Origin of the sequence: Amycolatopsis sulphurea, assembly GCF_002564045.1 — a bacterium.
GTDB lineage: Bacteria > Actinomycetota > Actinomycetes > Mycobacteriales > Pseudonocardiaceae > Amycolatopsis > Amycolatopsis sulphurea.
Genome location: NZ_PDJK01000002.1, coordinates 1,161,399 through 1,186,034 on the forward strand (window position 1 = coordinate 1,161,399; position 24,636 = coordinate 1,186,034).

The 24,636-nt window shown below is 70.1% G+C and carries 18 protein-coding genes; 6 read left to right on the plus strand and 12 right to left on the minus strand.

The genetic code is table 11. From position 1 onward, the window contains the following. Positions 1–213: 213 nt before the first annotated feature. Together ATK36_RS11285 and ATK36_RS11290 are read right to left on the minus strand one after the other, a co-directional pair. On the minus strand, positions 214–3,645 hold the full coding sequence (locus ATK36_RS11285) for an ATP-dependent helicase (RefSeq protein WP_098514802.1): 3,432 nt from the start codon (positions 3,643–3,645) through the stop codon (positions 214–216). Then, positions 3,642–6,806: an ATP-dependent helicase gene (locus ATK36_RS11290; RefSeq protein WP_098511198.1), complete on the minus strand. Its 3,165-nt coding sequence runs from the start codon at positions 6,804–6,806 to the stop codon at positions 3,642–3,644. The genes ATK36_RS11285 and ATK36_RS11290 overlap by 4 nt, the downstream gene beginning before the upstream one ends. Positions 6,807–6,962: 156 nt before the next feature. Here ATK36_RS11290 and ATK36_RS11295 point away from each other — a divergent pair, with 156 nt between their 5' ends. Together ATK36_RS11295 and ATK36_RS11300 are read left to right on the plus strand one after the other, a co-directional pair. Next, positions 6,963–7,286, plus strand: a complete 324-nt coding sequence (locus tag ATK36_RS11295; RefSeq protein WP_098511199.1) for an MGMT family protein — start codon at positions 6,963–6,965, stop codon at positions 7,284–7,286. Positions 7,287–7,315: 29 nt separating this feature from the next. Continuing rightward, entirely contained in the window at positions 7,316–8,131 is an 816-nt protein-coding gene (locus tag ATK36_RS11300; RefSeq protein WP_098511200.1) for a siderophore-interacting protein, read from the plus strand. Positions 8,132–8,184: 53 nt separating this feature from the next. Here ATK36_RS11300 and ATK36_RS11305 read toward each other — a convergent pair whose 3' ends face one another. Both ATK36_RS11305 and ATK36_RS11310 read right to left on the minus strand, forming a co-directional pair. Continuing rightward, complete coding sequence (locus ATK36_RS11305; protein WP_098511201.1) at positions 8,185–8,997, minus strand: uroporphyrinogen-III synthase; 813 nt, start codon at positions 8,995–8,997, stop codon at positions 8,185–8,187. After that, complete coding sequence (locus ATK36_RS11310; RefSeq protein WP_098511202.1) at positions 8,990–9,967, minus strand: helix-turn-helix transcriptional regulator; 978 nt, start codon at positions 9,965–9,967, stop codon at positions 8,990–8,992. Before ATK36_RS11310 ends, ATK36_RS11305 begins: the two co-directional genes overlap by 8 nt. Before the next feature lie 62 nt (positions 9,968–10,029). Between ATK36_RS11310 and ATK36_RS11315 the strand changes: the two genes are divergently transcribed. The 4 genes from ATK36_RS11315 to ATK36_RS11330 all read left to right on the plus strand — a co-directional run bounded on the left by ATK36_RS11315 (position 10,030) and on the right by ATK36_RS11330 (position 14,142). Then, complete coding sequence (locus tag ATK36_RS11315; RefSeq protein ID WP_098511203.1) at positions 10,030–10,428, plus strand: DUF3224 domain-containing protein; 399 nt, start codon at positions 10,030–10,032, stop codon at positions 10,426–10,428. A gap of 193 nt (positions 10,429–10,621) precedes the next feature. Then, a complete protein-coding gene (locus tag ATK36_RS11320; RefSeq protein ID WP_098511204.1) occupies positions 10,622–12,040 on the plus strand; it encodes a methionine--tRNA ligase in 1,419 nt (472 codons plus the stop codon). 26 nt (positions 12,041–12,066) lie between these two features. Continuing rightward, on the plus strand, positions 12,067–13,188 hold the full coding sequence (locus ATK36_RS11325) for a winged helix DNA-binding domain-containing protein (protein WP_098511205.1): 1,122 nt from the start codon (positions 12,067–12,069) through the stop codon (positions 13,186–13,188). A gap of 9 nt (positions 13,189–13,197) precedes the next feature. Then, on the plus strand, positions 13,198–14,142 hold the full coding sequence (locus ATK36_RS11330) for a prenyltransferase/squalene oxidase repeat-containing protein (RefSeq protein WP_098511206.1): 945 nt from the start codon (positions 13,198–13,200) through the stop codon (positions 14,140–14,142). 33 nt (positions 14,143–14,175) lie between these two features. Here ATK36_RS11330 and ATK36_RS11335 read toward each other — a convergent pair whose 3' ends face one another. The 8 genes from ATK36_RS11335 to ATK36_RS11370 form a co-directional block, all read right to left on the minus strand. After that, the gene (locus ATK36_RS11335) at positions 14,176–14,811 is read right to left on the minus strand and encodes a formylglycine-generating enzyme family protein (RefSeq protein WP_211291857.1); all 636 of its coding nucleotides are present in this window, start codon (positions 14,809–14,811) and stop codon (positions 14,176–14,178) included. 13 nt (positions 14,812–14,824) lie between these two features. Next, positions 14,825–15,931: a uroporphyrinogen-III synthase gene (locus ATK36_RS11340; RefSeq protein WP_098511208.1), complete on the minus strand. Its 1,107-nt coding sequence runs from the start codon at positions 15,929–15,931 to the stop codon at positions 14,825–14,827. Continuing rightward, entirely contained in the window at positions 15,928–16,269 is a 342-nt protein-coding gene (gene nirD, locus ATK36_RS11345; RefSeq protein ID WP_098511209.1) for a nitrite reductase small subunit NirD, read from the minus strand. The genes ATK36_RS11340 and nirD overlap by 4 nt, the downstream gene beginning before the upstream one ends. Then, a complete protein-coding gene (nirB, locus tag ATK36_RS11350) occupies positions 16,266–18,770 on the minus strand; it encodes a nitrite reductase large subunit NirB (RefSeq protein ID WP_098511210.1) in 2,505 nt (834 codons plus the stop codon). Before nirB ends, nirD begins: the two co-directional genes overlap by 4 nt. 2 nt (positions 18,771–18,772) lie before the next feature. Continuing rightward, the gene (locus ATK36_RS11355) at positions 18,773–20,128 is read right to left on the minus strand and encodes a nitrate/nitrite transporter (RefSeq protein ID WP_098511211.1); all 1,356 of its coding nucleotides are present in this window, start codon (positions 20,126–20,128) and stop codon (positions 18,773–18,775) included. Positions 20,129–20,156: 28 nt separating this feature from the next. Beyond that, complete coding sequence (locus ATK36_RS11360; protein WP_098514803.1) at positions 20,157–21,572, minus strand: NAD(P)/FAD-dependent oxidoreductase; 1,416 nt, start codon at positions 21,570–21,572, stop codon at positions 20,157–20,159. Continuing rightward, the gene (locus ATK36_RS11365; protein WP_211292017.1) at positions 21,569–23,563 is read right to left on the minus strand and encodes a molybdopterin oxidoreductase family protein; all 1,995 of its coding nucleotides are present in this window, start codon (positions 23,561–23,563) and stop codon (positions 21,569–21,571) included. The genes ATK36_RS11360 and ATK36_RS11365 overlap by 4 nt, the downstream gene beginning before the upstream one ends. A 165-nt stretch (positions 23,564–23,728) precedes the next feature. Beyond that, on the minus strand, positions 23,729–24,526 hold the full coding sequence (locus ATK36_RS11370; RefSeq protein WP_098511213.1) for a TIGR02569 family protein: 798 nt from the start codon (positions 24,524–24,526) through the stop codon (positions 23,729–23,731). Positions 24,527–24,636 lie beyond the last annotated feature (110 nt).

Genomic DNA, 24,636 nt, shown 5'->3' on the forward strand with positions numbered 1-24,636 from the left:
CGTGCCTTCGTTTTCACCGTTTGCCCTGCTCCGGCGTCACGCGGCGGTCCGTCGTCACGCACAAGCGGGAGGATATCCCACGGCCACCCGCCGCACATCCGTTGCAGTGGAGCCGGGAGCTGTGAAGGGGCCCTTCACGGACTCTGGGGCTGTGAAGGGTCCCTTCACAGCCCCCGCCCGGCGCCCGAGCGCGAATGGTGGGCCGGGTGCAGGTCATTCCTGCGGCACCTCGCGCAGCAACGCACGCAGGCCTTCGGCGTCCAGCAGGTCGGCCGGGCGCAGGGTGTGGTCGTGGCGCACGTAGTGGAAGGCGGCGCGGACCCGGTCCACCGGGACCTTCCGCAGCGCCGCCCAGGCCAGCCGGTACGCGCCGAGCTGCACGGCCAGCGCGGGCAGACGTTCGGCCGAAGGCGCCGCGCCGGTCTTCCAGTCGACCACGGTCCAGCCGCCGTCCGGGTCCGGGTACACCGCGTCCATCCGCCCGCGCACGGTGATGCCCTCCACATCGGCGGAAAACGGCACCTCCACGGCGACCGGCACCCGGTCGGCCCATTCGCTGTGTTCGAAAGCTTCTTGCAGGTCCGCGAAATCGCTGTCCGGGGCCGCGCCGTGGTCTGCGGCGCCGGGCAGATCGTCGATCTCCAGCAGGCCGTCGCCGGTGAATCGCTGTTCCAGCCAGCTGTGGAAGGCCGTACCCCGGCGAGCGAAAGTGCTGGGCGGCAACGGAAGCGGCCGACGTAGCCGCTGGGCCAGCGCGGCCGGATCGGCGGCGAGATCGACCAGCTGGCTCACGCTCAGGTGCGCGGGCAGGGCCACTCGCTCCACAGTGGACTGAGCGCGGGCACGTTCGGCGAGCAGCACGTCGGTGTCGGCCACCCAGCCGTCCGGGTCTTCGGGATCGACCGGGTCCGCATCGTCCTCTGTGTACTCGTCGTCGGGGAATTCCTCTTCCGGCTCCGGCGGCAGGGGGATCTCGTCATCGTCGGCCGCCGGAATCGGTCCGGACTCCGGTTCGGACTCCGGTTCGGACTCCGGTTCGGACTCCGGTTCGGACTCCGGTTCGGACTCCGGTTCGGGCTCGGGTTTTTCCGCCAGTGCGGTCATTTTCGCGAGCACCATGGTCACTCCGGCGCGCACGCCCGTGCGCCGTTCGCCGAGCGGGTCGACCGGCCAGGTCGCCGTGCGGGAATCGGCCACGAGCGGGTTTTCTTCGCCCTCCCCCGGTTCGTCTGCCCACGCCGCGAGCACGCCCAGCGGCGACTCGGCCGTACGCAGTACTTCGGCGATCTCGGTCAGGAAAACCGACGGCCCCTTGGCCCGAGCGCTGCTTTCGTTCCACCAGTGCCCGGAAACGAGCAGCGCACGCTCGGAACGCGTCAGCGCGACGTAGCACAGCCGTCGCTCCTCGTCGGCCTCTTTCGCAACGAAGCCCTCCTCGTGCAGTTCGAGCGCTTCCTGTACTTCCTTGCGGTCAAACCCTTCGGACACTTGCAATTTCGGCAGATCCGCGAAGTCACCGCGCAGATGCGCGGGCAACGCGGTAGCGGTGCGCAACCAGGACGACGACCGTCGCTTGCTCGGAAACACCTCGGCGACCAGATGCGGCACAGCGACCACTTCCCACTCCAGCCCCTTCGCGGAGTGCACGGTCAGCACCTGCACTCGGTCGGGCACGACTTGCACTTCACCCGGAGTGAGGCCATCTTCCGCGTGCACCGCCGTGGTCAAGTAGTCCACAAAGGACAGGAGCGTCGCGGTGGGCGCGGTCTCCGCGTAGTCGGTGACCACCTCGGCGAACGCGTCCAGGTGCGCTCGCCCGGCCGAACCGGGACGCGCGAGCGATTCGACGTCGAGCAGCATGGTGCGTTCGACGTCGGCGACGAGTTCCGGCAGCGACTGGTCCAGCCGGCGACGCAGTGCGGTCAGCTCCGCGCCCACCCGCCGGATCCGCCGGTAGCCGTCCGCGGAATAACGTTCCGGCGCACCGGGTTCGTCCACGGCGTCGATCAGCCCGGCCTGCTCGGCGCGCTCGGCCACCAGCACCGGCTCATCCCCGCCCTCGGTGCGCGGCGCCGGTGAGGAGAGTTCGTTGGCCCGCCGCCACAACGCGGCCACGTCGGCGGCCGCGATCCGCCAGCGCGAGCCGGTGAGCAACCGCGCGGCCGCACTGCCGGCCAACGGGTCGGCCAGCACCCGCAGGGTGGCGACCAGATCGGCGACTTCCGGTTCGTCGAGCAGCCCGCCCAGCCCGACGACTTCCACCGGCAGGCCGCGCATCCGCAGTTCGGCGGCGATCGGGGCCATGTCGGCACGGCGGCGCACCAGCACTGCGGCGGACGGCGGTTTGCCGGTCTCCTCACGCTCCGCGTGCCAGCGCCGGGCCAGCGCGCCGGCCACCCATTCCCGTTCCGCCCGGACGTCGGACAGCAGCGCCACCTCGATGTCCGCCGGTCCCGCGCCCTCGCGGGACCGCAGCCGTGCCACGCCGAGCCCCCGCTGCCGCAGTGGCTCGGAGATCGCGTTGGCCAGGGCAAGCACTTCCGGCGGATTGCGGAAGCTGGTGAGCAGGCCGAATTCGTGCGCCGGAACGAGTTTTTGCCCGCTCTGGCGCGGAAAGTCGGTGGTGAACCGCGGCAGGTTGGCCGCACTCGCCCCACGCCAGCCGTAGATCGCCTGCGCCGGATCGCCCACCGCGGTCACCGGCATCGCCGGATGCCCGTCACCGCCGAACAACGACCGCAGCAACACACGTTGCGCGTGCCCGGTGTCCTGGTATTCGTCGAGCAGCACCGCGCCGTACCGCTCGCGTTCCCCGGTCACCACGGCCGGATAGCCCGCGGCCAGGTGCGCCGCCAGCGACATCTGGTCGGCGAAGTCCAGCGCTCCCTCGGCTCGTTTACGCCGGTGGTAGTCCTCGACCAACGGCAGCAGGGCGAGCCGGAACCGTTGCGCGGAAAGCACTTCCTGCAGTTTGACCGGTAACGCCGCCCGCTGTCCCTTGGCACGCGGGGCGTTCTCAATCACTTCGCACAACCAGGCGGTGTACTGCGCGAGTTTGTCCGTGTCCACCAGGTGCTCGCCCAGCTCTCCGGCCAGCGCGAGCAGCTGCGCGGTCACGGTCGGGGGCACCCGGTCGGTGTCCAGGTCATTGTCCCAAGTGGACACCACCCGGTGCGCGAGCTGCCACGACGAGGTCTCGGACAGCAGCCGGACCCCGGGTTGCACCGGCAGCCGCAACCCGTGCTCGGACAGCAGCCGCCCGGCGTACGCGTGATAAGTCAGCACGGTCGGCTCGCCCGCCACCACGGTCGCGCGGAGCCCGCCACTCGGGTCGATGCGGTCGAGCAAGCCGGAACCGGCCAGCCGCCGCAGCCGGGCACGCACGCGTTCGCCGAGCTGACGGGCGGCCTTGCGGGTGAAGGTGAGGCCGAGCACGCGTTCCGGGCTCACCACGCCGTTCGCGACCAGCCAGACCACCCGGGCGGCCATGGTCTCGGTCTTTCCCGCACCGGCACCGGCGACCACCAGCGAGGGTTCCACCGGGGACGCGATCACCGTCGCCTGTTCCGGGGTCGGCCGGTGCAGGCCGAGCGCGTCGGCGATCTCCGCGGGTGCAACCGGGTTCGCCGCAGGCAATCCGCTCACGGCCCGGTCACCTGCCTGCCTTCCGGGCGCAGCGGGCAGCAGCCGCGGGCCGGGCACCGGTCGCAGTCGGCGTTCTCGTGCGCCTGGTAGTCCGGACCGGCCGCGGCGCCCGCGGCCGCGCGCACCAGGTCCAGCCACTCCCGTCCGGCCTCCTCGTCGAGCGGCGGCTGATCCCGTTGGGTGGCACCGGTTTTGTTGCTCTGCTTCGCGACGTACACCAGCCGCGCACCACCCGGCGCCTGCTTGCCCTCGATCGCCCCGAGCAGCACCGCGAGCTGATAGGCCGCCAGCTGCGGGTGCTTTTCCGCGTCTGCAGCGGAAACCGGCACCTTGCCGGTCTTGATGTCCACGATCACGGGGCGGCCGTTCTTGTCCAGCTCGACCCGGTCGACCCGGCCGCGCAGCAGCACACGCACCTCGCCGTCACCCATCGGCAGCTCGACCTCGATGTCCTGTTCGACCCCGGCCTCGATCAGCTCGCGCCGGGAAACCTCCAGCCAGGTCACGAAGTTCCGCAGCATCTGCTCGACCCGGGACCGCTCGCGCCGGGAGAACCACGGGGCACCGGCGTCCACCCGCGCCCAGGCCTCGTCGAGCGCGGCCTGGATCTGTTCCTCGGTACTGCCCCCGGCCACCGCTTGCGCCAGCCCATGCACGAGTGTGCCGGTGACCGCGGCCAGCTGTGCCGGGTCGCTGCCGCCGTGCCGTTCGATCAGCCAGCGCAGCGGGCATTTGACCAGTATTTCCACAGTGGACGGAGAGATCCGCATCAGGTCGCCGGGTCCGTGCACCGGGTCCGCTGTGGACGGTCCGAGCAGGCCGTACCAGGTGTCCGGATGCGCCCCCGGCACCCCGGCCGCGGCGAGGCGGGCGAGCTGCGTGGCGGCGCGCTCCCGGCGCTGTGGCTCGGTCTTCTCGTCGCACACCACTTCGCGCAGCTCGCCGACCAGCTCGGCCAGTACCAGCGAGCGCCCCGGCGGTTTCATCCGAGAGTCGAGCGCACCGTCGTCGGCGCCGTTCTCCTCCAGCTCGTCCAGAAACCGGGACGGCTGTTCATCCTCCCCGGCCACCGCGGTGACCAGCAGCGTCCGGCGCGCCCGGCTCGCGGCGAGGTAGAACAGCCGCCGTTCCTCGGCGAGGATCGGCGCGATGGCGGACACCCGGTCGTGTTCGTCCACTCCGGACAGCAGATCGACCAGCCGCTCGACACCCAGCAACGAGCCGCGCAGCCGCAAATCCGGCCACGCTCCCTCTTGGACACCCGCTACGGCCACCACTGTCCATTCACGACCGGCAGCGGCATGTGCGGTGAGCAGTGAGACTCCTTCACCCGGAATCGCCGCAGGCGCGAGCGTGTCCCCTGCGATGTTCTGCGAGGACAGGTAATCGGCAAATGCCGCGACACTCGCCTTGGGCAGCCGATCCGCGTAGCGGCCTGCGGCGTCGAACAAGGCCACCACGGCGTCCAGGTCCCGATCCGCCTGTGCACCAAGCGAACCACCACGCTCGACCAACCGCAGCATCCGGTCCTGCAGCCCGCTGGCCTGCCACAGCTTCCACAGCACCTGCTCGACGCCGTCTTCGCGGCGCACAGCCTGGTGCGTGACGCTCAGCAGCGTCGCCACCCGGCGAACCGGCGTGGCCTCCACGTCCGCGAGGCCGGCCAGGATGTCCCCGCCGCGCAAGGCTTCGACCAGCAGTTCGTCGCTGGCGCGCTGTCCGCCGCCGGCCAGCTCCAGCCGGCGCAGGCCACGACGCAACCGGCGCAGCGCGAGCGGATCGGCCCCGCCGAGCGTCGAGGAGAGCAGCATTTCCGCGAGATCGACGTCCAGCAGGTCCGGCTCCGCGGCCACCCGCAGCACCGCCAGCAACGGCCGCACCGCGGAATGCCTGGCCAGCGGCAGCTCCTCGGTCGCCGAGCCGATCGGCACCCCCGCCGCCCGCAAAGCACGCTGCAGCACCAGGAAAGTGCGCGCCGGGGACCGGACCAGCACCGCCATGTCCGCCCACGCCACCCCGTCCACCAGGTGCGCGCGCCGCAGCTGGTCGGCGATCCAGCTCGCCTCCGCGGCCGGGGTCGGCATCAGCCGGACCCGGACCCGGCCGCCTCGTTTCCCTTGTGGACTAAGGAGTTTGCGGTGCGCCGAAGCACCTGGCAGGGTGGCGCCGAGCTTCGTCACCGCGGCGCGGACGGTCGGCGCGAGACGGTGCGAGACGGTCAGTACCACGGTGCGGTCGCCGTCGGTGTCAGCGTCCGCGAAAAGCCGCGGATCCGCCCCGCGGAAGGAGAACACCGACTGGTCCGGGTCGCCCGCCACGACGAACTCGGCCGCAGTGTGCCCGATCGTACGGATCAGCTGGATCTGCAACGGATCGAGGTGGTGCGCGTCGTCCACGAACAGGTGGCGTACCCGGGTGCGCTCGCGGTCCCGCAGCTCCTCGTCGTCCTCCAGGGCGAGCAGCGCCGAGGTGACCAGCTCGGCCGCGTCGAGCGCGGGTGCGCCCCGCTGCCCCAGTGCGGCCCCCTGCAGCTGGGTGACCTCCTCGTACTGCGCCCAGAACCGCCCGGCCGCGATCCATTCCTCGCGGTCCTGGCGCCGCCCCAGCTCGGCCAGATCCTCCGGCCCGAGCCCGCGTTCGGCGGCCCGCATCAGCAGGTCGCGCAGCTCCTCGGCGAAGCCGGGCACGGTGAGCGCGGGACGCAGCTGCTCCGGCCAGTCGAGCGCGCCGCGGTCCAGGTCGCCTTCGAGCAGCTCCCGCACGACCACGTCCTGTTCGGCGCCGGCGAGCAACCGCGGCGGGGGCAGCTCCTCGGCCCGAGCTTCGAGACGCAGCAACGAAAAGGCGTATGAATGCACGGTGCGGACCAACGGTTCGCTCACGGTGCGCGGCAACGCGGATGGTGAATCGGGGTCCGAGGTCAGCCGTCGCGTGATGTCGGCGCGGAGCGCGTCGGCCGCCTTACGCGAAGTGGTGAGGACGAGCACGGATTCCGGGTCCGCGCCTTCGGCGATCCGGCGCGCCGCGGCGGTGGCGAGCAACGCCGTCTTGCCGGTGCCCGGGCCGCCGAGGACCCGGCTGAACCCGGCCGCGCCCGCCAGCACCCGGCGCGCGCCGTCGTCCCAGGTGAACGTGGGTGTGGCGGGGACCGGCGGGCGCACCAGGCGCGCCTGTCCGGTCCCTGTTCTCCGCACGTGCACATCAGCGATGGAACCATGTCGACTCACTCGGGTGATGCACCGGCACACCGCTCGGCCGGAGTATCGCTCCTCGTAGTCTGCCGGGTCGTAGTCTGACGGGTCGTAGTCTGCCGGGTCATGGACGACGAACTGCACGAGCGGATACGCGCGGTCATCACCGGCGTACCCGCGGGGACCGTCGCGACGTACGGCGACATCGCGGCGCTCAGCGGTGCACCGTCCCCGCGCCTGGTCGGACGCGTCCTCGCGGAGGACGGTCACGACTTGCCCTGGCACCGGATCCTGCGCGCGGACGGAACCCCCGCGCCGCACCTCGCGCACGAGCAGCTGGAGCGGCTGCGGGCGGAAGGGGTGCTCGCCGACGGTCCGCGGGTGAACCTGCGGAAGTACCGCCGACAGGTGGAACCGGACTCGGCGGATGGCCCCGGCACCCTGTTTTAATCGGCCGATTTTTAGGTTAGCCTGACCTAATGGGCACCTTGAACTATCACCACGGCCGGGTCACCGCGGTGCGCCGGGTCACACCGAACATGGCTCGCATCACGTTCGACTGCCCGAGCCTCGCCTCCGCGGGGCCAGCCGCTCCGGACGCGTACATGAAGATCTTCTTCCCGCTCGCCGGTCAGCAGCGCCCTGAGCTACCGCCGCCGGCGACCGGTGGCGAGGTGCTGTCGTGGTACCGCACGTACCTGGCGATGCCGGACGAAGTACGGCCGCACATGCGTACGTACACCGTCCGCGCCGCGCGACCGGAAAGCAGCGAGGTCGACGTGGACTTCGTGCTGCACGCGGAAAGCGGCGGCCCAGCGTCGACGTGGGCCGAGCAGGCGGAAGTGGGCTCGCAGGTCGCCTTCGTCGGCCCGCACGGCCTGTACGAGGTCCCAGACGGCACCGGCTGGCAGCTGTTGGTGGGCGACGAGACGGCACTGCCCGCGATCGGCGCGATCCTTGAAGCGTTGCCCAGCTCGGCGCGCGCGACCGTGTACGTGGAAATCCCGGACAGCGCCGAGCGTCAGACCTTCACGACCGACGCCACGGTAGAGCTGCACTGGGTGGTCCGCGGCGCTCGCCCACACGGCGAATCGCTGCTGGACGCCGTACGCGCGGCAGATCTGCCCGGCGGCGCCCCGTACGCGTGGGTGTCCGGCGAAGCAAGCGTGGTCAAGCTGGTCCGCCGCCACCTAGTCCGCGAGCGGGGCTTCGACAAGACCTCGATCTGCTTCACCGGCTACTGGCGCCAGGGCATGAGCGAGGACGCCGTCGGCCGCGAACGCGCCACCGCCTAACCCCAAAGCCGTGAAGGGGCCCTTCACAGACTCAGCGTCCGTGAAGGGCCCCTTCACAGACCTCCGAAACGGCGGACCAGCAGCTTCACCAAAGCGCCTAGCCGCTGCCGTTCGGGTTGCAGCGTACGGATGCCAGCGGCTTCCAGCGGCGCAGCAGTGACCGGTCCGACGCACGCGCAAACGGTCGTGCCACGGCGCAGCACAGCGCGTAGCTCGTCGCCACGGCCGAGTTGGTCGGCGAGGGTGAGGAAGTTGGTCGCTGCGGGAGCGCTCGTGAACACCAGCGCTTCGAGTTCGCCCGACAGCACTTCGTGGATCAAGGAGAACACCGGCGCGGTGTTCGGCGGCGAATGCCAACGGTAAGGCTGTACGGCGACCACAGCGGCCCCTGCCGCAGCAAGCGGGTCGAGAAACTCGGGCAGCGTCGTACCGTGTAGCTGCACAGCGACGCGTACGCCCGCGACGCCCGCAGTGGTGAGCGCGCCGAAGAGTCCCTCGTTGCTTTCGTCGGGCGCTGAGTACTCCTCGCGCAACCCCGCACCGCGTAACGCACCCACAGCCTTCGGGCCACGCGCGAAGATGCGCGAAACAGACAGGGCGTGCAACAGCTCGTCCTTGCGCCCCCAGCCGTCCGCAGCGTCCAGCCAGCCGCGGAACCCTGCGCCTGTGGTGATCGCGGTGAAGCCGACCGGCGCGGTCAGCACGTCTTCCGTGTCACTGCGTAGCTGAGGATCGTCGTCAAGGGGCACGATCGTGATGGTCGGCGCGTGCCGGACCTCCGCGCCGTATCGGGCCAGGGCGCCGATCAGGTCGTCCGCGCGGCGTTCGGCGGTGACACCGATCCGTACGCCGTCCAGTTCAGCCATGAATCCTGCCCATCTCCTCGATCGCCGCGGCCACCTCTGCCCGCAGGTCCGCGGGTTCGAGCACCTCCAGGTGCGGGCCGAAGCGCAACAGCTCACCGATCGCCGGCTCCCCCGGCTCGACCGGCAGCCGGATGGTGAGCCAGCCCTCGCCGTCGGGTTCCGCCCCGCCGTCGAGCGCCGCTTGCAAGGCCCGGGCACCCACACTGCCCGCGTAGAACGGTACGAGAGCCTGCGCGCGCGGAGACAGCCGCACCGTCGCGGGGCGCGAATACATCCGCCGTTCGAACTGCGCGGACCACTCCTGCCAGTAACCGGCGAGGTCGAATTCCGCCGGTCGCTCGAACTGCTCGCCGAGATCGGTCAGCTCGCGGATACGCGAGACCCGGTAGGTGCGCTCGGCCCCGGCGCTGCGGGCCACCACGTACCAGTTGCCCGCCTTGAGGACCAGGCCGAGCGGCTCCAGTGTGCGTTCGACCTCGCGCGGTCCCCACCTTTCGTAACGCACCCGGATCCGGCGCGCAGACCACACCGCGTCGGCGACGGCGGACAGCACCGGCAGGCTTTCGATCCCCCGGTGCCAGCCCGGCACGTCGAGGTGGAACCGTTCGGCGATCCGCCCGGCCCGGCCACGCAGCTCCGGCGGCAAGGCCGCGGACAGCTTCAGCTGGGCCGCCGCGAGCACCGTGCCCAGCCCCAGTTCCGCCGCCGCAGACGGCAGCCCGGCCAACGAAAGCGATTGCGCCTCCTCCTCGGTGAGCCCGGTCAGCCGGGTCCGGTACCCCGCGACGAGCTGATAGCCGCCGTTGCGCCCGCGGTCGGCATACACCGGCACGCCCGAAGCGGACAGCGCCTCGATGTCCCGGTACACCGTGCGCACCGAGACCTCCAGCTCCGCGGCCAGCTCCTCGGCGGTCATCCGGCCGCGGTTCTGCAGCAGCAGAAGAGCGGTGAGCAGACGGCCGGCACGCATGGTGGCAAGTATGGCCGAAATACCTGACAGAAGATGACAGGAATGGCTGGTGCACTACCCCCATGAACACTTTCACCATGACGAAATGGGAAGAGCACCTGGTCAGCGGCACCGAAGGCGGCCCACGGGTGGCCGCGGTGCACGCCGCGATGACCTACACCGGCGAGTTCGAGGGCGAAACGACCAGTGACTACCTGCTGTACTACCCCGGCGAGGGCTACGACGGCGGCGACACGACGTCACCCGGGTTCGAACGGTTCGACGGCACCCTCGCCGGCCGCCGCGGCACCTTCCTGGTCCGGCACGAATGGAGCTTCGACCTGAAGACGGTGCGGTCCACGTTCGAGGTCGTGCCCGGCTCCGGCACCGGCGAACTGACCGGCCTCTCCGGCAGCGGAACCGCGCACGGGGTACACGGTGAGGACGCCGTCTCCTACACCTTCGACCACCGGATCAGCTGAACGGCGGCCGGTGGCGCCCGGAAAAGCAGGTGAGCGACGGCCGGTGGCTCTGTCACGATGCGGGCATGCGCACGTACTCGAAGCCGATGGCGAACCCCGTCCCGGGGTCCGTCGGCGTGCGCTGACACCAGATCGAGCCCCGGCCTGCGCCGGGGTTTCCCTCTCCGCCGAAGGCCGGGCGGAGAGGAACACGATGACCTGCTGCATCACCACCGCCATCCCGTACGTCAACGCCGAACCGCACCTCGGGCACGCGCTCGAACTGGTCCAGGCCGACGTGCTCGCCCGGCATCGGCGGCTCCGCGGGCACTCCGTCCACCTCCAGACCGGCACGGACGACAACGCGCTCAAGAACGTCACCGCGGCCAAGGCGGCCGGCTTGCCGGTGCGGGAGTTCGTGGACCGCGGCGCCGCCCGGTTCGCCGCCCTGGGAGAACCGCTCGGCCTCGCCGTCGACGACTTCATCCGCACCAGCACAGATCAGCGGCACCGCGATGGAGTCCGCCGGTTGTGGCAAGCCGGCGCCGTGCGAGGCGACTTCTACCTGCGTGATTACCAAGGCCGGTACTGCGCGGGCTGCGAACAGTTCTACGCCGACGACGAGCTGGTCGACGGAGGGTGTCCCGAACACCGCGTCCCGCCCGAGCCGGTGACCGAGCGGAACTGGTTCTTCCGCCTCTCCCGCTACCGAGACCGGATTCTGGACCTGCTGGAATCCGGCCGGATCCGGATCGAACCGGCTGCGCGGCGCCGGGAGGCGGTGGCCTTCGTGCGTGCCGGCCAGGCCGACCTCAGCGTGTCCCGCCCCGCCGCGCGCTCGGACGGCTGGGGCATCCCGGTCCCCGGCGATCCGAGCCAGGTGATCTACGTCTGGTGGGATGCGCTGGCCGGCTACCTCACCGCGAACCCCGCGCGCTGGACCGGCGCTGCCGAACGCATACACGTGATCGGCAAAGGGATCCTGCGGTTCCACGCGGTGTACTGGCCCGCGTTGCTACTGTCCGCGGGGGAACCATTGCCGGACACCATCTTCGTGCACGACTACCTCACTCTGAACGGGGCGAAGATCGCCAAGAGCGCCGGCAACGCGATCCGGCCCGTCGAGCTGATCGACCGTTACGGCGTGGACGCAGTGCGCTGGTGGCTGCTGCGCGAGGTGCCCGCGCTCGGTGAAACCGATTTCACCGAGACGCGGCTGATCACCAGGGCCGATCAGGAGTTGGCCAACGGCCTGGGCAATCTGACCCACCGCGTGCTGGCCCTCACTCACCGGCGTCACGGAGGCCGCGTCGCCGACGCGCCACCGCTCGACAGCGCGGTGACGCTGGCCGCTCGAATCGATTCCGCGTTGGCCCGCTTCGACTTCCGAGCGGCGACCACCACTCTGGTCGACGTGATCGCCGACGCGAACCGGTTCGTCGAGCACACCAAGCCGTGGACGCTCGACGGCGAGGAACTGGGCCGGGCGCTCGGCACCGCGATCCGGACCTGCCGGGTCCTGGCGACCGAACTCACCCCCTTCCTCCCGGACGGTTCCGCCCGGCTGCGCGAGCAGCTCGGCACCGGGCCGGCCGCGCCCGTTCCGGTGCGCGTATTCCCGCGGCTGGCTTAGACTTCTCGTACCGAAGGAGACACGCCATGCCGGACATACCACGCGAACAGGCCTTGGCCTACCGGATCGCCGAACACGGGCTGCACCGGCCCACCGGCGAGGTGACCGATCTGCCGTTGCTCGATCTCGGCCTGCAGGACAGCATGCGCGACACCGCCCTGCTCTCCCTCGCCGCCCGGCTGTCCACTCCGGTCACTCCGGAGTCGCTTGTGGACGATGACCGGCTCACACTGGTGTGGTCGCACCGCGGTGCACCGCATTTCCACCGGCGGACCGAGCTTCCGGAGCTCGTTTCCGCATTGGTCCCGCTCAACGATCAGGACGCCCTGTCCCGGATGATGTGGCAGAAGAAGGAGCTGAGCGAGACCGGAGTGTCCGCTGTGGACGTTCTCTTCGAAACCGCACGGGCCATTCGCAAGGTCGTGACCCGCCCGATGACCAAAGGCGCCGTGAGCACCGCGATCACGAAGCTGATACCGCCGTCGTTCTCCCGCTGGTGCCGCGGCTGCGGAGCCACCCACGTGCACGAGCAGCTGATGCGGCTGGCGACTGTCCACGGTGGAGTCCGGCTGGAAGCGGGTCAAACCCCCGCAACCCTTGCGCCACTCGAAGGCCGTGGGCGCATGTCCACCAGTCCGGCACCGGAGGCCGCGGCCCGGGTACTGGAGCGCTACCTCCGGTTCAACGGCCCGGCGACGCCCGGGGACGCCGCCGGGTTCGCCGGTTCCGCGCGTTCGTGCGTCACCGAGATCTGGCCTGCGGACCGGCTCACCGAGGTTCGCGTGGCCGGGCGGCGTACTTTCGTACCCACGGATCGGCTGGCAGCGCTGGAAAATCCGCCCACTCCACGCGGTGTCCGGCTGCTGCCGCCGCTCGACCCGTTCACCCAGGGCCGCGACAAGGCGGTACTCGTTCCGGACAAGGCGCGCGCCAAGGAGGTCTGGAAGATCATCGGCAGCCCCGGCGCGTTGCTGGTGGACGGCGAAATCCTCGGCGTCTGGCGCACGAAGGCCGGCGGCAAACGGCTGCGGTTCACCGTCACCGCCTTCGACCCGTTGCGGGGCAAAGACCGCGCTGACCTCGAAGCAGAAGCCGAACGGGCCGCGGTCGCCCGCGGATTCCGGGACTTCGCCCTCGACTGGGCTTAGCGTCGGCGTATGACGGTACTCGACTGGCTACTCGACTCCGATCCGGCGTTGCGCTGGCAGGTCGAACGGGACCTGGCCGGCGCCCCGCCGGAGGTCTGGCAGGCCACCCGGGCGCGGGTGGCGGCCGAAGGGTTCGGTGCGCGGCTGCTGTCGCTTCAGGACCCCGACGGCCAATGGGCGGGCGGCGCGTTCTTCCCGGCCGATTTCGCTTCCCGGGAAGAGAAAACCGGCCAGCCCTGGACCGCGACCACCTGGTCACTGTATTCCCTGCGCGAATGGGGCGTGGACGCGTCGGTGCTGCGCGGAACGGCCGAGTTGCTCGCCGAGAATTGCCGCTGGGAGTACCACGATCTGCCGTACTGGGGCGGCGAAGTCGACTGCTGTATCAACGCCTGGACGCTGGCGAACGGGCTCTGGCTCGGCGCGGACGTGCGCGGGATCGCCGACTGGTTCGTCGAGCACGCCCTGCCCGACGGCGGCTGGAACTGTGAATGGGTCGAAGGCTCGACCCGATCGTCGTTCCATTCCACGATCAATTCGCTCAAAGGCCTGCTCGCCTATCACCAGGCGACCGGAGGTACCGAGGCAACCCGCGCCGCCCAGCGGACCGGCGAGGAGTACCTGCTCGAACGCAATCTCCTGCGTCGACTGTCCACTGGGGAGCGCGTCGGCGAGTGGGTCAACCATTTCGGCTACCCGTTCCGCTGGCTGTACAGCGCGCTCAACGCAGTCTCGTACTTCCGCGAGGCGTCGCTGCTGGACGGCACCGCACCGGATCCGCGGATGGCGGAGGCAATCGAGCTGATCCGCGCCGCCCGGCGGCCGGACGGCCGTTGGCTGCAGGAAGGACCGTTGCGCGGCGAGGTGTGGTTCGAGATCGACGCGCCCGTGGGCGAACCGTCGAAATGGCTCACCCTGCACGCGGCGCGGGTCCTCGACTGGTGGGAATCCTGACCTCGGGGCCGACCGGCTCAGTGCACCGCGCCGCTACCCCGGATGCCCGCCACGAGCCAGCCGGAACCCCACGTCGTCCACCCGGTAGTCCGGATGGCTGCGACGTCGGACCGACACCCGGCAGCTCCAGTGCTCGTCCGCCCAGCCGCCGCCCTTCAGCACGCGGTACTCGCCATACACCGCCGGGTCGTAGCGATCCCAGCACCAGTCCCAGGTGTTGCCGAGCAGGTCGTGCAGGCCCCACGCATTCGCGAGTTTCCCGGCCACCGGGTGCGGCCGGTCCCCGGAATTGCCGCGGTACCAAGCGATCTCGGGCAGGTTGCCGTATCGCGGGCCGGTGGTGCCCGCCCGGCAGGCGTGTTCCCATTCCGCCTCGGTGGGCAGCCGGTAGCCGGGAGCGGACCGGTCCCAGTGCACGGTCTCTCCCTTGATCCGGTACGCGGGAGCCAGTCCGTCGCGTTCGGACTGTGCATTGCAGAATCGCACGGCGTCCCACCAGGACACCTCCACCGCAGGCAATCGACCCTCCACACCGGACACTCCGGCGTACTGCGCACGAGTGACCGGTATCGGCGCCAGCTCGAACGCCGCCACCTCCACAGTCCACTTGCGTTGCGTCCGCCGGTCGGACAACGTCACCGTGCCGGGCGGAATGGCAGCCATCTGCACACCTTACCGGATGTCAGAGGTCCGGCACCGCCAGCCGGTACCCCCGTTTCACCACGGTCTGCACCACCCCCGCGCCACCCAGCGACGTCCGCAGGCGGCCGATCGCGGTTTCCACCGCATGGGCCTCGCCACCCGACGGCAGTGCTGCGGAAAGCTCCCCCCGGGACATCACCTGCCCGGGATTGCGCGCCAGCGCACGCAGCAACGCCATCGGCGCGGGAGCGATCTCCCGCCACTCGCCGTCCATCAACGCCCCGTTTCCGCGCAGTTCGAGAACGTGCTCTGCCGCATACAGCCGGGGCGATCCGTTCGCCAGTGTTTCCGCGACGGTCCTGGCCAGGGCGCCGATCCGCGACCGCTGCGGCTGCACGGTCGGCACGCCGAGCGCGGCCAGCGGCCCGGCGGTGATCGGGCCGACGCAGGCGACGACCACCCGCGTCCTCAGCGCATCGACGAGCGCCGGGAACCGTCCGGTGCGACGCGCCATCGCCAACGTCGAGGCCACTGCCGGAGCGCTCGTGAACGGCAACGCGTCCACTCCGCCTTCGAGCACCGCATCCAGCAGCCGGTCCAATGGCGCAGGATCCGCCGGGCCGACCCAGCGATAGACCGGAATCTCGATCACCTCCGCACCGGCGGAACGCAGTGCATCCACAAAGTACGGAAGCGGCTCGCCGTGCAGCTGCACCGCGACGCGACATCCCTCCACACCGGACTCAAGAAGGTGCGCCAGCAATTCGACGTTGCTTTCCGACGCCGGGGAATAGACTTCCGCGAGCCCGGCGGCGCGTAGGGCCCCGGTCGCTTTCGGACCGCGAGCCAGCAGCGCAGCGGCCGACAGCCGGCGCAGCAGGGCGTCCCCGAGTCCCCATCCCTCGGCCGCTTCCACCCATCCTCGGAAACCGATCCCGGTCGTGGCCACCACAACGTCCACAGGGGAGTCGAGCAAACGTGCGGTGGCCGCGCGCAGTTCGGTGTCGTCGGCCAGTGGGACGATGCGGATCGCCGGGCCGTAGCGCACTTCCGCCCCCCTCCGCACCAAAAGCGCGCCCAGCTCGTCGGCCCGGCGCGCTGCGGTGATCCCGGCGACGAAACCGGCCAGCGGAAGAACCTCCGTCACGGAGAGCCCACCTCGACCATCCCCGACCGCAGGCGCACCGGGTACACCGGAACCGATTGCCGGTCCGCGTCCAGGCACCGTCCGGTACGGAGGGAGAACCGGTCCTTGTAGACCGGTGACGCCACCACGGGCTCTCCCCCGGCGTCCCCGACAATGCCGCGGGACAGCACCGCCGCGCCACTGCACGGATCCCAATTGGACACTGCGTACCACTGGTCGCCGGGCAGATGGAACACCGCGATCTGCGCCCCGCCCACCAGTGCGGCCACACCGGCGAACTCCGCTACCCGCGTGACGGGGCAAACCACCGTCCACGTCCGCTCCAGGGAAACCGTCATCGCTTCACCTCCGGGACTCCCAGCAGCACCGGAACCTTCTGGTCCCGCTCCGCACGGAACGAGATCGACGGGTCCGGCGTGCCCGGCGCATTGACGAACGAACTGAACCGCGCCAGCTTTTCCGGATCCTCCAGCACTCCTCGCCATTCGTCGGCGTAGTTCTCGACGTGTTTGGCCATCGCCGCGTCCAGGTCCTCGCAGATACCGAGGCTGTCGTCCACGATGACCGCACGCAGGTGGCCGAGCCCGCCGTCCAGCTCTTCGATCCACGGCGCGGTGCGTTGGAGCCGGTCGGCGGTGCGTACGTAGAACATGAGAAACCTGTCGATGGTCCGCACCAGGGTCTTGGTGTCCACATCGGACAGGAGGAGCTCCGCGTGCCGGGGGTTGGCACCGCCGTTTCCGCCCACGTAGAGATTCCAGCCGTGCTCGGTGGCGATCACACCGAAGTCCTTACCGCGCGCCTCGGCGCATTCCCTCGCACACCCGGAGACTCCGGCTTTGATCTTGTGCGGTGACCGTAACCCGCGATAGCGCAGCTCCAGTTCGATCGCGAGCGTGACACTGTCCTGCACGCCATAGCGGCACCACGTGGAGCCGACGCAGGATTTGACCGTGCGCAGAGACTTCCCGTAGGCATGACCGGACTCGAACCCGGCGTCGACCAGCCTGCGCCAGATCTCCGGCAGCTGGTCCACAGTGGCCCCGAGCAGATCGATCCGCTGGCCGCCGGTGATCTTCGTGTACAGACCGAATTCCTGCGCGACCTCGGCGATCACCATCAGTTTCTCCGGGGTGATCTCCCCACCGGGAATCCGCGGCACCACCGAGTAACTGCCGTTGCGCTGGAGGTTGGCGAGGAAACGGTCGTTGGTGTCCTGCAGCGTGGCCTGCTCACCGGCGAGGATGTGCCCGTTGCCCAGCGTCGCCAGGATGGACGCGACTGCCGGTTTGCACACTGCGCAACCGGTTCCGGTGCCGTACCGGCTGATCACCTCGCTGAACGTGGTCATCCGGGTGGCCCGCACGATCTCGAACAGCTCGGCCCGGGACTGTCCGAAGTGCTCACACACCGCCTTGGACTGTTCGACCCCGCAGGCATTGAGCAGCTTGGTCAGCGTCGGCACGCAGGAGCCACACGAGGTACCAGCACGCGTGCACGCTTTGAGCTTGCCGACCGAATCGCAACCGTTTTCGGTGATGGCGTGCGTCAGCGCGCCCTTGGACACCCCGTTGCAGGAACAGATCTGCGCCTCGGCGGGCAGCGCGTCGACCCCGACAGCCGCGCCGCCACCGGCCGGGGCGAGCAACGCGCCCGGGTCGGCAGGCAGTGTGCGGCCGACCATGGCACGCAGCGTGTTGTACTCCGCCGCGTCGCCGACGAGAACTCCGCCGAGCAGGGTCTTCCCGTCGTCAGTGACCACAAGCTTCTTGTAGGTTCCGGCCACGGCGTCGTTCACCGCGACCTCCAGCGCACCCTCGGTGGCCGCGTGCGCGTCACCGAAGCTGGCGACGTCGACCCCCATCAACTTGAGCTTCGTCGCGGTGTCCGGTTCGGGGAAGGTCGCCGCGCCACCGGTCAGCTGCGCCGCGACCACTTCGGCCATCGCGTAACCCGGTGCCACGATCCCGTAGACCCGGCCTTCGACAGCGGCACACTCGCCGATCGCATACACCGACGGATCGCTCGTCCGACAGGTCGCGTCGACCAGCACCCCGCCTCGTTCGCCGAGTTCCAGCCCGGACGAACGTGCCAGCTCGTCGCGCGGACGGACACCCGCGGAGAAGACCACCAGGTCCACATCCAGCTCGGTACCGTTGCCGAGCCGAGCCAGCAACCGGTCCCCGTCCGGCACGATCGCCTCGGTGGCTGTTCCAGTGTGGACAGTCACGTCGAGACTCGTGATGAGCCGCCGCAGCAGCCCGCCGCCGCCCTCGTCGACCTGCAACGGCATCAGGCGCGGCGCCATCTCCACGACGTGTGGCGAAAGTCCCATATCCCGTAACGCTTTCGCAGCCTCCAGGCCGAGGAGACCACCGCCGACCACCAACGCCGCCCGACGCCCCCGCCCCGGCCGGTGAGCGGCGGCACGGATCGCGTCGAGGTCTTCGATCGTCCGGTACACGAACACGTCCGCCAGATCGTGCCCGGGTACCGGGGGTACAAACGGACGCGACCCGGTAGCAAGCACGAGCGTGTCATACGGCTGGACGTGCCCAGAGCCGGTCGTGACGGTCTTCGCTTCCCGGTCCACCGACACCACCGCGTCGCCGAACCGCAGCTCCACTGCGTCGTCATCGGGATAGTCCGAGCCGGACAGCGCGAGCGCAGCCGGGTCCCAGCTGTCCACATAGGAGGTCAGCGCCACCCGGTCGTATGCCGGGCGGGATTCCTCGGCCAGCACCACGATCCGCCAGGCACCGGCCGGATCCGCCGCGCGGACTGATTCCACCAGCCGGTGCGCGACCATCCCGTGCCCGGCGATCACCACCGTGGGCATGCTCAGACCTCCGCCCCGGCCAGCGCGATCCGGGCATCAGGAGCCGGCTTGCGCAGGTAGACCGCCCAGGTCACGCCCACGCACACCGCGTAGAAGCCGAGGAACGCGAGGAATGCCGGCACCCCGCTGTGTGCGCTGGCGAACGACTGCCGGAACGCGAGGTTGATGAACAGCCCGCCGAGCGCACCGAGTGCCCCGGCGAGGCCGATAAGCGCGCCGGACAGCCTGCGTGCATTGCGCATCTCGGCCGCCTCGTCGGCACCCTCCTCGATCGCTGCTCGCGCCTTTCGCTGGAAGATCGCCGGGATCATCTTGTACGTCGAACCATTGCCGATTCCTGTGAGTACAAAAAGGACGATGAACGCGACGGTGAACAGCGCAAGCGAGTTGGCCGACGACGCCAGCACCAGCACCACGGTGGCCAGCGCCATCGCGCCGAACGTGGCGAAAGTGACCCGCGCCCCGCCGATCCGGTCGGAGAGCCGGCCACCGATCGGCCGGGACAGCGAACCGAGCAGTGGCCCGAGGAAGGTCACCGCCGCGGCCTGCAGTGGTGTCCGGCCGAACTGGTTCTGCAGCACCAGGCCGAACGCGAAGCTGTAACCGATGAACGAGCCGAAGGTGCCGATGTACAAAAAGGACATCACCCAGGTGTGTCCATTGCGGACCACCTCGCGCATGGCCTTGGTGTCCCCGCGAACGGTCGCGAGATTGTCCATGAACAGCGCGGCGCACAGCGCGGCGAGCACGATCAGCGGAAGGTAGATGTAGAGCACGAGCCGGGGCACGGTCGCGCCGGCCAGCCCGATCACGAGCAGCCCGACCAGCTGGATGACCGCCACGCCGAGATTACCGCCGCCGGCGTTGAGCCCGAGTGCCCAGCCCTTGTGCCGCTCCGGGTAGAACGTGTTGATGTTCGCCATCGACGAGGCGAAGTTCCCGCCGCCGACCCCGCCGAGCGCCGCCATCAGCAGAAAGGTGCCGAGCGAGGTCCCGGGATGCAGCACCACCGCGGTGAGCACGACCGGCACCAGCAGCAGTGCGGCGCTGATGATGGTCCAGTTGCGCCCGCCGAACTTCGCCACCGCGAAGGTGTAGGGCAGCCGCATCAGCGCGCCGATCAGGGTCGGGGTGGACACCAGCAGGAACTTGTCCGCCGCGGAGAATCCGTAGGACGGCCCCATGAACAGCACGAGGACCGACCACAGTGTCCAGACGGAGAATCCGATGTGTTCGGCGAGCACGGAGAACCACAGGTTGCGCCGGGCGATCCGCTTCCCGGTCTCCGCCCAGAAGGTCTCGTCCTCGGGGTCCCAATGCTCGATCCAGCGGGCGCCCCGGTGGGCCGTGGTGGTCATGGCGTCCTCCTGTACGGACTGCAGGGACTCATTGCGCGGCCAGCCATTCGGCGACCGCGCCCACTGTGTCGCGGCAACTGCCGCAACCGGTGGTGGCACGGGTGGTGCGGGCCAGCGCCGCCGCGTCGGCAGCCCCGCCGCGCCAGGCTTCGATCAACCGGCCCTTGGTCACCGCGTTGCAGCGGCAGATCAGGGCTGACGACGGCAGTTCGGCGGGGCTTGTCGCATTTGGACTGCCCGCGGGCAGCGCACGACCGAGCAGCACGGCGAGTCGGTCTTCGGGCACCGGGATGCCGCGGTCGTGGAGCTGGGTCACGGTCGCGGCCGCATCCGGCAGGCCGAGCAGGATGGCGCCGGTCACCCGGTTCTCGTGGACGACCAGCTTTCCGTAACGGCCACCGGCCGGATCGTCGACGATGAGTACTTCCGCCTCGCCGGTCTCATGCACCTCGCCGAGTGCGGCGAGATCGATGTCCCTCGCCTTGAGCCGGGTGACCGTCGCAGTGCCGAGATACCGCGCGGCCGGATCGGCACCGGTGAGCAAATCGGCAAGCACCGCGGCCTGCTCCCACGCGGGCTGCACGAGTCCGGCCGGGGCACCTCGATGTTGCGCACAGTCGCCGAGCGCGTGAATCCGGCCAACGCTGGTACACAGTAGATCGTCGACGAGAATTCCCCGGTCCACCGCCAATCCCGCGGCACGGGCCAGTCCGGTCTCCGGACGCACCCCGGTGGCGACGACCACCAGATCGGCCGGGACGAAACTGCCGTCGTCCAGCTTCAGCCCGTCGCCCGGCAGGTGCCGGGCGGCAGTCACCCCGAAGCGGAAGCTCACGCCCAGCTGCGCGAGGCGACGGGCGAGAACCCTGCCGGCCGCCTCGTCGATCTGCCGTTCCATGACATGCGAACGGGGATGAACGACGGTGACGTTCGCACCTCGCCCGGCAAGGCCACGCGCAGCCTCCAGTCCGAGCAGCCCACCACCGAGGACCACCACCGGTGCACCAGGACGAGCTGCGTCAAGAATCCGGGTGCAGTCGTCCAGCGTACGGAACGCGACGACCTCCGGCCCCAGTTCAAGCCCCTCCACAGGCGGAATCCACGGCGTGGCACCAGTGGCAAAAACCAAGGCATCGTAAGAGAAGGACTCCGCAGCAGTCTCGATGCGACGGTGAGCGTGGTCCGCTCCGATCACCGGGCAATCCAGCCGCAAGTCGACCTTTGCGTGCTCGGCCCACTCTTCGTCATGCAGCCGCACGGTTTCCGGATGCATTCCCCCAGCGACCACAGTGGACAGCAAAACCCGGTTGTAGGCAGGATGCGGTTCGGCACCGAGCACGGTCAGCCGGACGCGCTCGGCTCCTGGATCCCGGCGGCGGATCTCGTCCGCCAGCCGGGCACCGGCCATGCCGTACCCCACGATCACCACATGACGCGCGCTCACGCGTCCGCCTTCGCCAGGGAAACCGCGCACACCTTGAATTCCGGCATCCGGCTCACGGGGTCGAGCACCGAGTTGGTCAGCAGGTTCGCACGCGCTTTGCCGGGGAAGTGAAACGGCAGGAAGACCAGATCCGGCCGCATCGACGCGACACACCGCACACGCGCGAGAGTCTCCCCGCGCCGCGAGCGCACCACCGCGCGTTCCCCATCGGACAGTCCGGACCGCGCAGCGGTGTCCGGATGCACCTCCACGAAGACCTCGGGCACCACGGCGTTCAGCTCCGCGATCCGGCGCGTCTGCGCGCCGGACTGATAATGCTGGAGCACCCGGCCGGTGGTGGCCTGCAGGGGAAACTCGGCGGACGGCGGCTCCGCCGGTCCACTGTGGTCGACGGCGGCGAACCTCGCCCGGCCGCCGGGATGGGCGAACCGGTCGAGGAACATCCGCGGCGTTCCGGCGTGTTCCTCGGCGGGCACCGGCCAGTGCAATGCTTCTCCCGCACGCAGCCGGGCGTAACTGATCCCGGAGTAGTCGGCGAGGCCACCCTTCGACGCGATACGCAGCTCGTCGAACACCGTCTCGGCGTCAGCCGGGAAGCGCTCCGCAGGCTGCCCGAGCCGAGTCGCCAGCCCGTGGATCAGCTCCAGATCGGTCCGCGCCCCGGGTGGCGGGTCGAGAGCTTTGCACCGCAGCAGGATCCGGCCTTCGAGGTTGGTGAGCGTGCCGTCCTCTTCCGCCCATTGCGTCACCGGGAACACCACGTCGGCCAGCGCCGCGGTCTCCGAAAGAACGAAGTCCGCCACCACCATCAGGTCGAGAGTGGACAGTCGCTCCTGGACGGACGAAGCGCTGGGCGCGGAGACGACGACGTTGCTGCCGAAGACCAGCAACGCCTTCGGACCACCGTCGCGACCCAGCGAGTCGAGCAACTCGACCGCCGAACGTCCCGGTCCGGGCAGGCTTTCCGGCGCCACACCCCAGACTCCGGCCACATGTGCCCGCGCCACCGGGTCGTCGATCTTGCGATACCCGGGCAGTTGATCGGCTTTCTGCCCGTGCTCCCGGCCACCCTGCCCGTTGCCCTGGCCGGTCAGACAGCCATACCCGGAACCGGTTCGACCCGGCAGGCCGAGCGAGAGTGCGAGATTGATCCAGGCACCGACCGTGTCCGTCCCGGTGGCGTGCTGTTCGGCACCACGCGCAGTGAGCACGTAGGCATTCCCGGCACGGGCCAGCAGCTCGGCCGTGCGCCGCTGGTCCACCGCCGCCACTCCAGTCACCCGCTCGACCCGCTCCGGCCACCAGGCCGCGGCGATCCGCCACGCCTCGCCGAATCCACCAGTTCGAGTATCCACATAGGACTTATCGAGGTGCCCGTCGGCGACCACGGCGTGCAGAATGCCCAGTGCCAGCGCAAGATCCGTGCCCGGCGCCGGAGCAAGGTGCAGGCTCGCCTGTTCCGCCGTCGGCGTGCGCCGCGGATCGACCACGATCAGGTCGGCGCCCCGCAGGTGCTGCAGGAACGGCGGCATCGTCTCGGCCGGATTCGCCCCGGCCAGGAGAACGACCTCCGCCCCCGCCAGATCGGTGACCGGGAACGGCAGCCCACGGTCAAGACCGAACGCGCGGATCCCCGCCGCGGCCGCCGAGGACATACAGAACCGGCCGTTGTAGTCGATATTCGGCGTGCCGAGCGCGACCCGGGCGAACTTCCCCAGCAGGTAGGCCTTTTCGTTGGTGAGCCCGCCACCGCCGAACACCGCCACCGCACCGGCACCGTGCTCCCGGCGCAATCCGGCCAGCCGTCCGGCCACGAAGTCCAGCGCCTCGTCCCAGCCCACCGGACACAGCACACCGTCCCGGCGGAGCAACGGAGTTCGCAGCCGGTCCCCGGTACGCAACAGCTCACCGGCGGTCCAGCCCTTCTGGCACAGCCCACCGGCGTTGACCGGGAAGGCACGCGGGCTGACGCGGGTCCCGTCCAGGCGCATCCCGCACTGCAGAGCGCAATACGGGCAGTGCGTGTCGACGTGCGGCACGAGCGCTCCTCGGGGTCGGCGATGCCCCGACGTTAGGGATTCCGTGTTACCCGGAAAGACGCCGAATGTTTCGTCGAGTTGACATCGTCCGCCCTGCGCGCCCGATGCGCAGGTGAATCAGAGGACCGCGCTGACCTCACGGGACGCGGCCCGCAGGCCGTCCAGCGCGGAAACCGTGGACCGCGGGTCGAGCGCGTGCGCGGCCAGCCGGAACAGCACCGCGCGCAACAGCAACTGCGGCCATTCGGGCAGATGCGCCCACCGTTCCAGCAGCGCACCGGTCGCCCCGCCCCAGGCGAGCGCGTCCACCGCGGCGATCGCCGCACCCCATTCACCGGGCCGGCAATACGGAACGAAGTCGACGACGCCCGGCCCCGCGTCCCCGTCGAAGAGCAGCCCCGCCAGCAGTTCACCGTGCGCGACCTGAGGTGGCAGCTTCACCGGCCGCCGGGCCGGCGCGAGGATCTCGAACCAGCGCCCGCCTTTGGCCTCCGGCAGCGGCCGGTCCTGTTCCTCCCAGGCGATCCTGTCGGCCACCGCGTGGAGATCGTCGCGTGCGGCAAGGAAATCCGGGCGGGGCAGCTCCGCGGTGACGCGGTGCAACCGGACCGCGGCCAGCACCGTTTCCTCACAACGGTGCTCGGTCGCGCCCGCCACGTACCGCCAGGCCGACCAGCCGCCGACGATCCACCGGCCGTCCAGCGACCGCACGGGTTTCGCGATCCGCAGCCCCGGATCCTCGGCGTAGTCCAGCGCGCGTGCCGTCCACAGCGCCCGGGACCGGTCGCCGGCCGGCTTGAACACCAGGTCACCGCACCGCCAGGCCACGGAATCCGGGACTGGCACCACAGCCTCCGGCGCGCCGCCGAAAGCAGCGCGTACCCGCTCGGATGGCCGTTCGAGAGTCGAGCGCACGAGGCGTGACGGTACCCGGCCCTACCCGCCGCCACGCACGGACTCGCTGGCCGAGGCCACTTTGAGACATACGACCCCAAGGCTGTGAAGGGGCCCTTCACGGACTCAGA

Coding starts and splice junctions, on each gene's coding strand:
- ATK36_RS11295 (WP_098511199.1), top strand. CDS start 6,963: ATGGACGACGAACTGCACGAGCGGATACGCGCGGTCATCACCGGCGTA.
- ATK36_RS11300 (WP_098511200.1), top strand. CDS start 7,316: ATGGGCACCTTGAACTATCACCACGGCCGGGTCACCGCGGTGCGCCGG.
- ATK36_RS11305 (WP_098511201.1), bottom strand. CDS start 8,997: ATGGCTGAACTGGACGGCGTACGGATCGGTGTCACCGCCGAACGCCGC.
- ATK36_RS11310 (WP_098511202.1), bottom strand. CDS start 9,967: ATGCGTGCCGGCCGTCTGCTCACCGCTCTTCTGCTGCTGCAGAACCGC.
- ATK36_RS11315 (WP_098511203.1), top strand. CDS start 10,030: ATGAACACTTTCACCATGACGAAATGGGAAGAGCACCTGGTCAGCGGC.
- ATK36_RS11320 (WP_098511204.1), top strand. CDS start 10,622: ATGACCTGCTGCATCACCACCGCCATCCCGTACGTCAACGCCGAACCG.
- ATK36_RS11325 (WP_098511205.1), top strand. CDS start 12,067: ATGCCGGACATACCACGCGAACAGGCCTTGGCCTACCGGATCGCCGAA.
- ATK36_RS11330 (WP_098511206.1), top strand. CDS start 13,198: ATGACGGTACTCGACTGGCTACTCGACTCCGATCCGGCGTTGCGCTGG.
- nirD (WP_098511209.1), bottom strand. CDS start 16,269: ATGACGGTTTCCCTGGAGCGGACGTGGACGGTGGTTTGCCCCGTCACG.
- nirB (WP_098511210.1), bottom strand. CDS start 18,770: ATGCCCACGGTGGTGATCGCCGGGCACGGGATGGTCGCGCACCGGCTG.
- ATK36_RS11355 (WP_098511211.1), bottom strand. CDS start 20,128: ATGACCACCACGGCCCACCGGGGCGCCCGCTGGATCGAGCATTGGGAC.
- ATK36_RS11365 (WP_211292017.1), bottom strand. CDS start 23,563: ATGCGCCTGGACGGGACCCGCGTCAGCCCGCGTGCCTTCCCGGTCAAC.